The 13,298-nt window shown below is 64.2% G+C and carries 12 protein-coding genes; 2 read left to right on the top strand and 10 right to left on the bottom strand.

Annotation, left to right across the window (positions count from 1 at the left end):
- Window position 1 precedes the first annotated feature (1 nt).
- The 9 genes from C7I85_RS07785 to C7I85_RS07745 form a co-directional block, all read right to left on the bottom strand.
- The gene (locus C7I85_RS07785) at window positions 2-1,975 is read right to left on the bottom strand and encodes a beta-galactosidase (RefSeq protein WP_106723391.1); all 1,974 of its coding nucleotides are present in this window, start codon (window positions 1,973-1,975) and stop codon (window positions 2-4) included.
- Between the two features lie 12 nt (window positions 1,976-1,987).
- Window positions 1,988-2,863 carry an SMP-30/gluconolactonase/LRE family protein gene (locus C7I85_RS07780; RefSeq protein ID WP_106723390.1) on the bottom strand — a complete coding sequence of 292 codons (876 nt, stop codon included), beginning with the start codon at window positions 2,861-2,863 and terminating at the stop codon, window positions 1,988-1,990.
- Window positions 2,864-3,496 carry a 2-dehydro-3-deoxy-6-phosphogalactonate aldolase gene (locus C7I85_RS07775; RefSeq protein WP_106723389.1) on the bottom strand — a complete coding sequence of 211 codons (633 nt, stop codon included), beginning with the start codon at window positions 3,494-3,496 and terminating at the stop codon, window positions 2,864-2,866.
- On the bottom strand, window positions 3,493-4,446 hold the full coding sequence (locus C7I85_RS07770; protein ID WP_106723388.1) for a 2-dehydro-3-deoxygalactonokinase: 954 nt from the start codon (window positions 4,444-4,446) through the stop codon (window positions 3,493-3,495). Before C7I85_RS07770 ends, C7I85_RS07775 begins: the two co-directional genes overlap by 4 nt.
- Complete coding sequence (locus C7I85_RS07765) at window positions 4,443-5,210, bottom strand: SDR family NAD(P)-dependent oxidoreductase (RefSeq protein ID WP_106723387.1); 768 nt, start codon at window positions 5,208-5,210, stop codon at window positions 4,443-4,445. Before C7I85_RS07765 ends, C7I85_RS07770 begins: the two co-directional genes overlap by 4 nt.
- Before the next feature lie 76 nt (window positions 5,211-5,286).
- Entirely contained in the window at window positions 5,287-6,663 is a 1,377-nt protein-coding gene (locus C7I85_RS07760; RefSeq protein ID WP_106723386.1) for an alpha-glucosidase/alpha-galactosidase, read from the bottom strand.
- Between the two features lie 4 nt (window positions 6,664-6,667).
- Window positions 6,668-7,516 (bottom strand): carbohydrate ABC transporter permease, encoded by an 849-nt coding sequence (locus tag C7I85_RS07755; RefSeq protein WP_106723385.1) that lies wholly within the window; start codon window positions 7,514-7,516, stop codon window positions 6,668-6,670.
- Window positions 7,517-7,521: 5 nt separating this feature from the next.
- Window positions 7,522-8,343 (bottom strand): carbohydrate ABC transporter permease, encoded by an 822-nt coding sequence (locus C7I85_RS07750; RefSeq protein WP_106723592.1) that lies wholly within the window; start codon window positions 8,341-8,343, stop codon window positions 7,522-7,524.
- 185 nt (window positions 8,344-8,528) lie between these two features.
- Entirely contained in the window at window positions 8,529-9,719 is a 1,191-nt protein-coding gene (locus tag C7I85_RS07745; protein WP_106723591.1) for an ABC transporter substrate-binding protein, read from the bottom strand.
- Window positions 9,720-9,956: 237 nt separating this feature from the next.
- Here C7I85_RS07745 and C7I85_RS07740 point away from each other — a divergent pair, with 237 nt between their 5' ends.
- Together C7I85_RS07740 and C7I85_RS07735 are read left to right on the top strand one after the other, a co-directional pair.
- On the top strand, window positions 9,957-10,742 hold the full coding sequence (locus C7I85_RS07740) for an IclR family transcriptional regulator (protein ID WP_106723384.1): 786 nt from the start codon (window positions 9,957-9,959) through the stop codon (window positions 10,740-10,742).
- Between the two features lie 34 nt (window positions 10,743-10,776).
- Window positions 10,777-11,862 (top strand): ABC transporter ATP-binding protein, encoded by a 1,086-nt coding sequence (locus C7I85_RS07735; RefSeq protein WP_106723383.1) that lies wholly within the window; start codon window positions 10,777-10,779, stop codon window positions 11,860-11,862.
- Window positions 11,863-11,877: 15 nt separating this feature from the next.
- Here C7I85_RS07735 and C7I85_RS07730 read toward each other — a convergent pair whose 3' ends face one another.
- Window positions 11,878-13,227: a putative bifunctional diguanylate cyclase/phosphodiesterase gene (locus C7I85_RS07730; RefSeq protein ID WP_106723382.1), complete on the bottom strand. Its 1,350-nt coding sequence runs from the start codon at window positions 13,225-13,227 to the stop codon at window positions 11,878-11,880.
- Window positions 13,228-13,298: the final 71 nt, after the last annotated feature.

Raw genomic sequence — 13,298 nt, 5'->3', positions numbered from 1 at the left:
GCTAGCGCACAAAAGCCGCCACGCCGCAGGGCTCCAGGATCTCGTTGCCGAGCAGCAACGCGTGCCCGTCGGTCCACTGCCTGATGTCGATCGGCTCGGGCCCATAGTTGAAGATGTAGCGCGTGGGGCCGTTGTCGCGGATGCGGATATCGCGCGGCAGGCGGTGGACGGCCAGGCCGGCCTTGCCGCACAGATACTCGACCACGCGCGCCGCATAGGCCGCGTTAGGCTGGCCGGCAAGATAGTGGAACTTTTCCGTGGCGTCGCAGCAGAAGGCCGCCGCGCCGTCCTGGGTGTTGTCGATGACGCGCACGCCGTCGCCGAATGACAAAAACTCGCGCCAGGTTTCGAAGGCACAGACATTGGCCGGCTCGTCGATGCCTACGGCGAAAGGCGGCGCCAGCGTCTCGGAGCGCCGCACCTTTAGATGCATGCGCGCCTGGAAGCCTGCGCCTGGCGGCAGCGTGTCGGGGATATGGAAATCGGGCGTGCGCGAGCCTGTACGCGGGCCGGCCAGCACCACCTGCCCGTCGGCGCCGAGCGCCTCGGCAAGATCATCGGACAGCGAAAACAGTCCCGGGAGCAATACCAGTCCGTAGCCCCGTACCGCATCGGACTGCGGCGGCACGATGTCGACCGAAATGCCGAGCGCGCGCAGCGCCCGATAGAACAGAAGCACCAGCCGCAGATAGTCGAAGGATTTTCCCTGCGGCTGGATCGCCCAGGCCCAGGCGCTTTCATAGTCGAAGTCAATCGCCACCGGCGCCTTGGTCGTGGCGACCGTCGCCCCCATGGCCTTGATCTCGCGCGAAACGGCGCTGACCACGTGATAGGCCTCGTTGGGCGTCGTGTCGGGCAAGAGCAGCGCCTCGTGCATCTGCTCCTGCCCGAAAGGCGCCTGCCGCCAGCGGAAATAGCTGACCACTTCCGCGCCCGCCGCGAATGCCTCCCAGGCCCAGAGCCGCACCGCACCGGGCGCGGGCGCGGGATTGTGCGGCGCCCAGTTCACCGGGCCGGGCTGCTGCTCCATCACCCACCAGCGGCCGCGGCCGCAGGCGCGGTAGAGGTCATGATGGAAGGCCTGGAGGTCGGGGTCGCCGACGCGCATGTAGCGCTGCTTGCGCTCTGGGTCGGTCGTGTCGCGTCCGAGGAACCCAAGCGGATAGGAATCCCACGACGCCGCATCGAGATCGGCCGAGACGGCAAAATGGTCGAAGGCAAGGAACGAGCCCATGAAATTGTGCAGGATCGTGCGGCCCGGCGAATGCTTGCGGATGATGTCGGTCTGCAGCCGGTTGAAGCTGACCACCTGGTCCGACGAATAGCGCTGGAAATCGAGGCGATGGGCGGGCGCGGCCTCGGTGACGGTGAGATTGGGCAACTCGACTTCGTCGAAGGAGCGATATTCCATCGACCAGAACACCGTGCCCCAGGCGCGGTTCAGCGCATCGGGCGACTGGTATTTTTGCGAAAGCCAATCGCAAAAACCGGCAAGTGCCGCCGCCGAATAGCTCTCGACCGTATCGTGGCAGCCATATTCATTGTCGGTCTGCCAGGTGGCGAGGGCCGGGTGCTCGCCGAAGCGTTGGGCAAGGGCTGTGACGATGCGGGCGCATTCGCGCCTATAACCCTGGTGGCTGAAGCAATAATGCCGACGCGAGCCGAACTTTCGCACGCGGCCCTCGGCATCGACGGCCAGCATGTCCGGCATCCGGTCGACCAGCCATTTCGGCGGCGTGGCGGTGGGGGTGCCCAGCACCACCTGCAGCCCCTCGCCATGCAGCGTGTCGATGGCCTTCTCCAGCCAGTCGAAATCGTAGCGGCCGGGCTCCGGCTCCAGCCGCGACCAGGCGAATTCGCCGATGCGGACGTAGGCGATGCCGGCCTCACGCATCATCCGCGCGTCGGTGGCCCAGCGCTCGGGCGGCCAGTGTTCGGGGTAGTAGCAAACGCCGAGTTTCTGGCCGGTGGTCATGGCGGTTTTTTCCTAGATCAGCACGCGCGGCTCGAAGCGTCCCTTGACCGGCAGGTCGAGCAGCAGGGTCATGCCCGCCTGTGGGTCGGCCTTGCGCGCCGCCTCGTCCATATGTTCCCAGGCGCTGGTGATCGCCAGCCGATCGGCATTGGCGCCAATGAAGGCCGGGCACGACGGCTGACTGGTGGGCAAGGGAATGGTGCGGATGCGGCGGCCATCGGGCGAATAGGCATCGAGGCAGGCCGCGCCCCAGCGCGCATTCCACAAGGTGCCGTCGGCATCGACCACCGAGCCGTCGAGCCCGCCTGGCTGGCCGCTATGGTCGAAGAACAGCTGCCGCTCGCCTGTCGGCAAGCCGGTCTCGGGATCGCAGGGGATGCGGTAGAGATGGTTCACCATCGTGTCGGTGTAATAGGCGGCCGTGCCGTCCGGCGAAAAGCAGATCGAATTGGGGATCGAAATATCGGAGACCAGCTTGCGAAGCTCGCCCTTGAAGAACCAGTAGATCGAGCCCGCACCATGCTCGGCCTTCTTGCCCATGGTGCCCATCCAGAACGCGCCGCAGGGATGCACGCGCGCATCGTTGGAGCGGGTGACGGGATTGTCGGCCTCGATGGCGAAATAGGGGGTGATCGCGCCGGTGTTCACGTCGCGCAGGCTAAGGCCGCTTTCGCCGAACAGGAGCTGGTTGCCCTCATTGACGACCGCCAGCGCGCTCATGATTTCGGGCAGGTCGCGAACGATCGTCTCGCCGCCACCGATCCGCTTTTCAAGCAGTTTTTGGCCCAGAATGTCGAACCAGAACAACGTGTCGGTGCCGGGGTCGTAGGTCGGCCCCTCGCCCAGATGGCAGATGTGATCCGACAGGATCGAAACGCCCACTTCCATTCATTCCTCCCCGAAAACCGCATCATAGGCGCGCACCGCAGCCTCAGCGCGCTCGCGCACCATAGCCGAGGTCATGCCCGGCTTGAACAGGCTGGAGCCGAGGCCGAAGGTGCGCACGCCGACCCTTTTGTAATCGGCAAAATTTGCCTCTGAAACGCCGCCGACCGCGCCGATGATCGCATCCAGCGGCAGCACCGCGCGGATCGCGGCGATGCCGGAAGGCCCGAGCACGCTCGCCGGAAAGAATTTCAGCGCCGAAGCGCCGAGCCGCAGCGCAAGCAGCGCCTCGGTGGGCGTGAAGACGCCTGGCATGGTGACCATGCCGCGATGGTTTGCGCGCTGCATCACTTCGGCGTCGATGTTAGGGCTGACCAGCAGGCGGCCGCCCGCGTCGTGCAGATGGTCCACATCCTGCGGTGTGAGCACCGTGCCGGCGCCCACCAGCGCATCGGGCAACAGACGCGCCAGCGTCTCGATAGAGGCAAAGGGCTCGGGCGAATTGAGCGGCACCTCGATCGCCTCGATGCCGGCCTCGAAGACCGCACTGCCGATTCCCGCTGCCTCGTTGGGCTTGAGCCCGCGTAGGATGGCGACAAGGCCGCGCCGCAGTTTTGGAAAGGGAATGGCGCTCATGCGGTTGCCCTGTCCTTGCTTTCGACCATGTCGAGATGTCGGGCTGCCGCGAACAGGCCCGCGCGCACGGCGGCATCACCATCGGCGATGCGAACCTCATGGCCAGCCAGTTCCAAAGCCGCGCGATAGAGCGGTGCCAGAGCGGCAGAGCCGACGAGCGTGACCGGCATTTTGTCCCCGGCTGCGAAGCGGCGCGTGGCCGAGGCGATCTCGGCCCCGATCAGCAGGCCGGACAGCGTGGCTGCCGAGTCATCCGGCGAAAGTCCGGCGAGCAGGCCGGCGGCGCGGATGCGGAAAAGCTGCGCGCCAATGTCGCCGCCCTGCGCCAGCGCCTCGGCGCAGGCCTTGTGAAACGGTGCAGCGTCGGGGGACACATGTTCCGCGCCGATCACCGAATGGCGCAGGATCGACTGGCTCGACAGCAGCGAGAAAAGCTCGCCGGTGAGCCAGGTGCAGAAGCCAGTAACCGTGCCGTCGCGCATCTCGACCCATTTCGAATGCGTGCCCGGCATGCAGACGAGATGGTTGCCTGAGGCAAGGGCTGCGATGCCGGCAAGCTGGGTTTCCTCGCCGCGCATCACGTCGGGCGCGTCCGGCTGGTGCTGGGCGATGCCCGGCACGATGCGGATTTTTCGCGCGGTGCTCGCGACCCCGACCGCGCCGGCCTGCACGGCATCCAAGGCGACGGGCGTTGAGGCATAAGGTGCCTCGACCCAGCCCTGGCGCGAGCCGGCCATGCCGCAGATGACGACCGGCAGCGATGGCGGCGCCTGCAACTCTGCCAAATGCGTTTCCAGAATGCCGGCAAATCCTTGCGGCGGCACGGACAAAAGTCCCTCCGCGCTGCGCCGCTCGGCAAGCACCGTGCCGTTAGCGTCAAGCAGCCAGATCCTGAAATGCGAAGTGCCCCAGTCGACCGCCGCGACCGCCGGGTTGGTATGCAATGTCACAGAAAACCTCCGTCGACGATCAGCGTCTGCGCCGTCAGCATGCGCGAGGCATCCGACGCCAGGAAAAGGCAGGGGCCGACCATGTCCGCCGGCTGCATGACCTCCTTGATGCATTGGCGCGAGACATGGGTGGCGAGCGACTCGTCGGTGACCCACAGATCCCGCTGGCGCTCGGTGATGACCCAGCCCGGCGCGATCGCGTTGACGCGGATGCCGTGCGGGCCGAGCTCACCGGCCAGCCCCTTGGTGAGGCCGATGATGCCCGCCTTGGCCGTGGTGTAGGACGGCATATTGGGATGGTTGATCATGAAGGAGGTGGAAGTGAAGTTGATGATCGAGCCGCGCCCGGCCTCCTTCATGTCCGGCGCCACCGCCTGCGCGGTGAAGAAATGCGGGCGCAGATTGATCGACTGGTTGTTGTCCCAAAAGTCGGCGGTGACGTTCTCTATCGCGTGGCGATCATCCAACGCGGCATTGTTGACCAGCACCGTTACCCGGTCATGCGCTTCGGCTGCACGCGCCACTGCGACGCGCAGGGCCTCAATGTCGCGCAGATCGGCCTTCAGGAACAGCGGCCGAGCACCGGTCTCCTGCTCGACGTGATCGCACACGGCCTGGCTTGCAGCGTCGGCAATGTCGATGAAGGCGACCTTGGCGCCCTGCAGGACAAAACCCTCGACGAGGGCTGCGCCGATGCCGGAGCCGCCGCCGGTGATCAGCACCGAGGCGCCCTCGAGGTCTGGAAATTTCGCCGATGGCATCATGGCAGGTCCCCTCTCCGATCGTTTGTTATGCGCCATGGAATGCACGACGCGGCGGAGAAGGCCAAGGGGGACGCTTTCACGATGCCGCCCTTCTCTTGCCGCTCGGCCGCAGCCATTCGGGCAGCCAGTCGCCATGGGCGGCGATGAGCTGGTCGACAAGCTGCCAGATCTGTTCGAGATCGAGTTCGGCGGCGGTGTGCGGGTCCATCATGGCGGCGTGATAGACATGCTCGGGGTTCTCCGTCATCAGCGCCGCGACCGTCAGCTCCTGGACGTTGATATTGGTGCGCATCAGCGCGGTGAGCTGGGGTGGAAGCTGGCCGACGAAGGTTGGCTGGATACCGTTGTCGTCCACCAGGCAGGGCACTTCGGCCGCACAATTAGCCGGCAAAGACGTGATGCAGCCATTGTTGCGCACATTGCCGTAGATGACCGACGGCTCGCCGGTCCACACCGAATTCATGATCGAGGAAGCGTATTCGCGGCTCTGCTGGACGGTGATCGTCTCGGCCTTGCGATAGTCCTCGGCCTGGGCGTGCCAGCGTTCGACCTGCTCGATGCAACGTTTTGGATACTCGTCGAGCGGGATGCCGTATTTCTCGATCAGGTCGTCGCGGCCCTCCTTGATGAAATAGGGCGTGTATTCGGCGAAATGCTCCGAGCTTTCGGTGACGAAATAGCCGAGCCGCATAAGCATCTCATAGCGCACCTTGTTGGGGCAGCGCGGGTTCCACGAGCTCGGCTTGGGGAAGCGGCCTTCGAGATAGCCGCGCCTGAGCGCCGGGTAGAGATCGCGAAAACTGCCGTCGGGCTGGCGGTGCTCGAAGTTGAGGTAGAAGGCCATGTGGTTGATGCCGGCGGCGCGGTAGCGGATTTCGCCGACCGGGATGTCGAGGTCGCGCGCCAGTTCCTCGGCGGTGCCCTGCACCGAATGACAGAGCCCCACCTGTTTGATCGCCGGATATCTTTCGGCGATCGCCCAGGTGTTGATCGCCATCGGGTTCACATATTGCAGCAGGATCGCATTGGGGCAGACCTCAAGCATGTCCTCGCAGATCTTCCAGAGATGCGGCACGGTGCGCAGGCCCCGCATGATGCCGCCGACGCCAAGCGTGTCGGCGATTGTGTGGCGCAGCCCGAAACGCTTCGGCACCTCGAAGTCGATGACGGTGGCCGGCTCGTAGCCGCCGATCTGGAAGGCGACGACGACGAAATCGGCTTTTTCAAGCGCCCGGCGCTGGTCGGTATAGGTTTCTATTTTCGCCGGCACGCCGAGCGAGCGCGCGAGCTTTTTGGCCACGAGTTCGGACTCGGGCAGCCGTCCCGGGTCGATGTCCATCAGCGCGACGGTGGCGCCGGCAAGGGCGGGCCGCTGCAGCGTGTCGCCGATGATGTTCTTCATGAACACCGTGGAGCCAGCGCCGATGAAGGCGATTTTCGGGTTTCTGGTCATATCGTCAGCCCTTGGTGGCGCCGAGCGTGAGGCCGGCGATGAAATGGCGTTGCATCAGGAAGAACATGAGCACCGGCGGAAGTGCTGCAACGATGGAGCCGGCCGAAACCAGGTTCCAGGCGGCTATCCACTGGCCGTTAAGCGCATAGAGCCCGGCGGTGACTGGCAGCGCATGACTGCCCTGCACCAGCACGGTAGCCCAGAAATAGTCGTTCCAGATGAAGGTGAAGATCAGCACCGCAAGTGCGGCAATCGCCGGGCGCATCAGCGGAAGCACGATGTACCGGAAGATGCGGAACTCCGAGACGCCCTCGACGCGCGCGGACTCGATCAGCTCGTGCGGCAGCGCCTTGATGAAATTGCGCATGAAGAGCGTGCAGAAGCCGGTCTGGAAGGCGATGTGGAAGCACACCAGCCCGGCGGTCGTATCATACATGCCGAGCCTCAGCGTCAGCTCGCGCACCGGCACCATCAGGATCTGGAAGGGCACGAAATTGCCGGCCACGAACATGAAGAAGACGATGAGGTTGGAGCGGAAATTGTAGACGGCAAGCGCAAAGCCGGTGAGGCAGGACAGCGCCACAGCACCGATGACGGTCGGGATCGTGACCTTGAACGAATTCAATATGTATTGGCCGATCAGCGAATTGCGGAAGACGTCGGCATAGTTCTCGAAGGCGATGTGCGACGGCAGGCCGAAATAATTGCCGGCGGCGAGATCGCCGGTCGGCTTCAGCGAGGTCACGGCCACGCCGAGGAGCGGCAAGAGCCACAGCACCAGCGCGACTGGCAGTGCGATCTGGTAGCCGTAGCGGATGATCGGCGAGGCGCGTTCGACGGGGGCGGGAAACATTTTTCTCAGCCTCCCGACCGTTCGTCGCGCACCATGCGCCAGATGAAGCCCGAGATGAACACCATCATGATGGCGAAGAGCACCACCGCGATCGCCGCGCCATAGCCCATGCGGAAGCCGTATTCCGACAGCGCCTGCTCATACATGTAGAAGGAGAGCACGCGGCTCGAGCCATAGGGCCCGCCATCGGTCATGATCGAGACGAGGTCGAAGGAGCGCAGCGCGCCGATGACGGTCACGACCACGGCAATGAATGTAGCCGGCTTCAATTGCGGCAGGATGACATGCCAGAGCATGCGCCAGCCCTTGGCGCCGTCGAGCCGGCCGGCCTCGATCTGGTCGGGCGAGACGTTGTTGAGGCCGGTGAGATAGAGGATCATGCAATAGGCGATCTGCGGCCAAAGCCCGGCGGCGATGATGCCATAGGTGACGAAGCGCTCGTCGGCGAGGATGGCGATGGGCGTACCGATGACCTCTTCCAGGAACAGGTAGAACAGGCCGAAGCCCGGCGCGTAGAACCACGAGAAGATCAGCCCCACCACCACCTGGCTGATGACGAAGGGGAAGAAAAACAGCGACTTGTAGATGCGGATGCCGGTGACCGTCTGGTTGAGGAAGATGGCGATGAACAGCCCCGCCGGCACGGCCAGCATGTAGAGCACCAGCCACAGGATGTTGTTCTGCAGCGAGGTGTAGAAGGCGTCGTCATCGAACAGCTCGACATAGTTGCCGATGCCGATCCATGTCTTCGCGCCGATGCCGTCCCAGTCGTAGAAGGAGATCCAGATAGACTGGAAGATCGGCGCAATGACATAGACGAGGAACATCAGCACGCCAGGCGCCAGGAAAAGGACCGGCGCGAGCTTGCGCTGGTTGCGCCGCCAGTAGGTCGTCGTCCTGACATCGGGAAGCGCAATCGTCGCCGAATTCGCCACCGCAGTTCCTCCATTCGCGGCTCAAGGTCAGTCCGGGCGGCCGATCAAGCCGCCCGGACACCTTGGTTCAACTCGGATCACTTCGCCAGACGTGCCCGGGTCTTCTCAAGCTTGTCCAGGATCTTGTCGACATTGTCCGGCTTGACCATGAATTGCTGAAAGCCTTCCATGCCGGCCTTGGCCATCTCGGCCGATGCGTCGCGGTCGTAGAACTGGGCGAGCGCGTAGGCGTTGGACAGCATGGTAAAGCCCTGCTCGAGGAACGGGTCGTTCGGCTTTTCCGACTTGTTGTTGACCGGCAGCTGGCCGAGCGTGGCGTTCATCTTGGTCTGGGTCTCGGGCTTGGCGAGGAAGGCCAAAAACTTCTTCGCGTCTTCCTTGTTCTTGGCGCCCGAAGGGATGTGGATCGTGTCGGTCGGCGCATCCTCGGCCATCGGCAGTCCGGGCGTGATTTCGGGGAACTGCATGAAGCCGATCTGCTCGGGCTTGAGGCCGCCATTCTTCATCACGTCGACGGCGAAATTGCCCATCAGATACATGGCCGCCTTGCCTTGCACGAAGAGCGGCACGGCATCCTGCCATTCGAGCGCGGCGTGGTTCTTGACGAAATAGCCAGGCTTGACCAGTTCGGCCCACTTGGCGAACACCGCCTTCACCTTCGGGTCGGTGTAGGGCACCTTGCCGGCGGTGAGGTCCATGTGGAACTCGTAGCCGTTGACGCGCAGGTCCATATAGTCGAACCAGCCGCCGGTCGGCCACAGTGGCTTGGTGCCGATGGCGAAGGGCGCGATGCCGGCGGCCTTCAGCTTGGCGCATGCCGCTTTCAGCTCGTCCCAGGTCTTGGGAACGGCGATGCCCTGCTTTTCGAAGATGTCCTTCCGGTAATAGATGCCCCACTGGTAGTAGGTGTAGGGCACGCCCCATTTCTTGCCGTCGATGGTCATGGAAGCGGCGGCGGATTTCAGCGTGTCGTCGAGACCGTTTTCCTTCCAGACGTCCGAAACGTCCTCGAACAGGCCGGCCTTGACGAAGGGCGCCATGCGGTTGCCGGCATACCAGTTGGCGAGATCTGGCGCGTCGGCGGTCAGGAAATTGCGGATCGAGCTCTTGTAGCCTTCGTGGTCGAAATTGTTCCACTTGACCTTGATGCCCGGATTGGCCGCCTCGAAGTCGCTGATCAGCTCTTCGAAGGCCTTCTTCGGTGCGGGGTCGGTGGTGTCGGTGTTGATGACCAGTTCGCCGGCCAGCACGGGCGCTGCTAGCAGCATGCCGGCGGCCGCGCCAAGTAATGCGGATTTCAGCAGGACTTTCATGGCAATGGTTCCTCCCAAGGTTTGGCAGTCCCCGCACCTCCGGCTGCCGGAAGCTCCTCCGCGGGTCGGGCCAGCCCTACGGGCAAGCCCGCACAGTCCTCTTAAGTTCCATTATGTGGAACTCAATTTGACTATTCAGAATTATTTGGCTAGCTTGGCGGCTTGTCAAGAGATCAGCCTGTCGGATTAGGAATGACTGCAGCCAACGAACATGTCGGGACCGGAACCCTCGGCAAGGCGATCGACGTGCTGGAGGCGGTGGCCGCCGCGCCAGAGCCGCTGCGCTTCACCGACCTCCTGAAGCTCGTCGACCAGCCGCGCGGCACGCTGCACCGGCAGATTTCGAACCTGATCGAGGAAGGGCTGCTGTCGGTCCGGCGCGACAATTCCTACGAACTCGGCCTGACGCTGCTAAAGCTCGCCTCGCGTGCCTGGTCGGGCAACCAGTTCCGCGCGATTGCCGAGCCGCATCTGAAACGCCTGCACGAACTGACCGGCGAGACGGTGCATCTGGGCGTGCTCAGGGGCGTCGAAGTGATCTATCTCGACAAGGTCGAGAGCCGGCAGGCGGTGCGCATGTATTCGCAGATCGGCAATGCCTCGCCGGTCTACTGCACCGGCGTCGGCAAGGCAGCACTGTCGGCCCTGCCCGATGCGGAACTGGAAAAGCGGCTTGCTGCAATCGTCTTCAAGCGCCACACCGAGACCACGCTGCCGGACCTTGCCGCATTGCGCGGCGAGATCGCCGAGATCCGGGCGTCGGGCCTCGCCTTCGATCGGCAGGAACACGAAGTCGGCATCCATTGCGTGGCCGCGCCCATCCATTCGCGTGATCGCGACTTCGTGGCGGGTGTTTCGGCCACCGCGCCGGCCTATCGCATCAGCATGGAACAGCTGACGGCCTGGGGGCCGCTGGTGAGGGAGACGGCCGCCGCGATCATGGAGGACATGGCTGCGCGGCTCGGCCCCAAGGCATAGCAGGGAAGCAGAACAAAACCGGAGGGAGGAAACCATGGCCGGTTTGGAACTCAAGGGCATCAAAAAATCCTTCGGCAGCGTCGATGTCATCCATGGCGTCGATCTCGAGGTAGCGAGCGGCGAATTCGTCGTTTTCGTCGGGCCGTCAGGCTGCGGGAAATCGACCCTGCTCAGGCTCGTCGCGGGGCTGGAGGACGCCAGCGGCGGCGAGATCGCCATCGGCGGGCGCGACGTGACGCGCGTGGATGCCGCCGACCGGGGTGTGGCCATGGTGTTCCAGTCCTATGCGCTCTACCCGCACATGACGGTGGAGGAAAACATGGGTTTTGGCCTGCGCATGACCGGCACCGACAAGAAGGTCGTCGCCGAACGCGTGGCCAAAGCGGCAAACATCCTGCACCTGCAGGAGCTGCTGAAACGCAAGCCCAAGCAGCTTTCGGGCGGCCAGCGCCAGCGCGTTGCCATCGGCCGCGCCATCGTGCGCGAGCCGAAGGTTTTCCTGTTCGATGAGCCGCTTTCGAACCTTGACGCGGAACTGCGCGTGCAGATGCGGCTGGAGATCGCCAAGCTGCACAAGAGCCTGGGCGCGACCATGATCTATGTGACCCACGACCAGGTCGAGGCGATGACGCTGGCCGACAAGATCGTGGTGCTGAGAGCAGGCCGGGTCGAGCAGATCGGTACGCCGCTGGAGCTCTACGACAACCCCGACAACCTTTTCGTCGCCGGCTTCATCGGCTCGCCCAAGATGAATTTCCTGAAGGCCCGGCTGGTGGCCGCCAATGGCGGCGTCACCACCGTCGCGCTGCCGGAATTCGACAGCACGCAGGTGCCGATGAGGCTTTCGGGCAAGCGGCCGGACGCCGGGCGCGAGCTGCTGCTCGGCATACGCCCCGAGCATTTCGAGCCCGGCGGCGCGATAAAAATCCGCACGCAGATCGATGTCGTCGAGGATCTCGGCGGGGTTTCCTACGCCTATTCACGCGCGGCCGGCGAGGCGCCGCTCGTCATCGAGCAGAAGAACGTGCGGGGCCTGCGCGAAGACACGATGCTGGACACCGGCTTCGACCCGGCCCGCGCCTTCCTGTTCGATGCGGAAAGCGGCGCGCGCTTGCGCTGACGTCAGGGATCGAATTCAGATCGCTTTGACCCGCGACGCGCCGCGAAAGGAGTCGCGCAGATAGCCGAGCGTGGCATCGGCATCGGCCGGCTTGCCGAACAGATAGCCCTGTCCGCCCGCGCAGCCGAACTCGATGAGCCGGTCGGCCTGGGCCTCCTCCTCGATGCCTTCCGCCACCACATCCATGCCCAGCCCTTCGCACATGGCGAGGATCGCCCGGATGATGTGCTCGGACGGCCGGTCCTCCAGGATGGAGGAGACGAAGGCGCGATCGATCTTGAGCTTGTCGAAGTGGAATTCGCGCAGGCGGCCAAGCGACGACTGGCCGGTGCCGAAATCGTCCAGCGAGACGCGGATGCCACAGCGGCGCAGGTCGCTGACGATCTTCTCGGCTGAGGCGGGATCGGTCATCAGGCCGGTTTCGGTGATCTCGATTTCGAGCCGACGCGGATCGAAGCCGGTGCGCTTGAGGATCGACAGGATGTGCAGGCCGGTGTTCTGGTCGACGAGCTGCGACGGTGACAGGTTGAACGACAGGAACAGGTCCTGCGGCCAGCTGCGGGCGGCTTCGGTAGCCTTGCGCAGCACCAACTGCGACAGCGGGCCGATGATGCCGCGCTCCTCGGCGATGGGGATGAACACGGCCGGTGAGACGTGGCCGAGATCGGGGTCGGTCCAGCGCGCCAGCGTCTCAAACCCGATGGTCTTGCGCGTCTTGAGGTCGACGATGGGCTGGAAATGCGGCTCCACCTCGCCCGCCGACACAGCGCGGCGTAGCGCCTGCTCGATGCGGGTGACGCGCTTGGCCGCCTCCTCCATCTCGCGCGTATAGACTACGACGCGGCCGCGGCCGGAACGCTTGGCCTGGTAGAGCGCGGTTTCGGCCTTACTGAGCAGGATCTCGGTGGTTTCGTCGCCCGAATAGAACAGCGAGCAGCCGACCGAGGCGGACAGGCGCGCCGTGCGCTCGCCAACGTCATAGGGCGCCGACAGGATCTCGATCAGCATCTTGGCCTTTTCGGTGGCCGCTTCTTCCGAGAACACCATCGGATAGAGGAATGCGAACTCGTCGGCACCGACGCGGGTGACCGTCGCCTGGCCGTCCATCGCGGCGCGCAGGCGCATGCCCACCTGGATCAGGATGTCGTCGCCGGCGCGATAGCCGAACAGGTCGTTGATGGGCTTGAAACCATCGAGGTCGAGGATGCCGACGGCAAAGGGCGCCGGATCGTCGGCGCGGTCGCTGATGAGGCGGTCGACCTTGTCGAAGAAGCGCCGGTGGTTGCCGAGCCCGGTCAGCGGATCGGTAAAGGCAAGATCGTTGTTTTCGTTGACTGACCGGCTCATGCCAAATGGCGCCTGCATCACGCTATTCCTATGCTCTTCCCTGCAGTTTGAGGGATGTTGCCGAAAAAGCGTTTAGGAAAGGTATCGTG

The sequence above is a fragment of the Pseudaminobacter soli (ex Li et al. 2025) genome, from assembly GCF_003012705.1.
In the GTDB taxonomy this organism is placed as follows: Bacteria; Pseudomonadota; Alphaproteobacteria; order Rhizobiales; family Rhizobiaceae; genus Pseudaminobacter; species Pseudaminobacter soli.
Note: the sequence above shows the minus strand (reverse complement) of the source record. Positions and strands in the feature narration are given on the sequence as shown.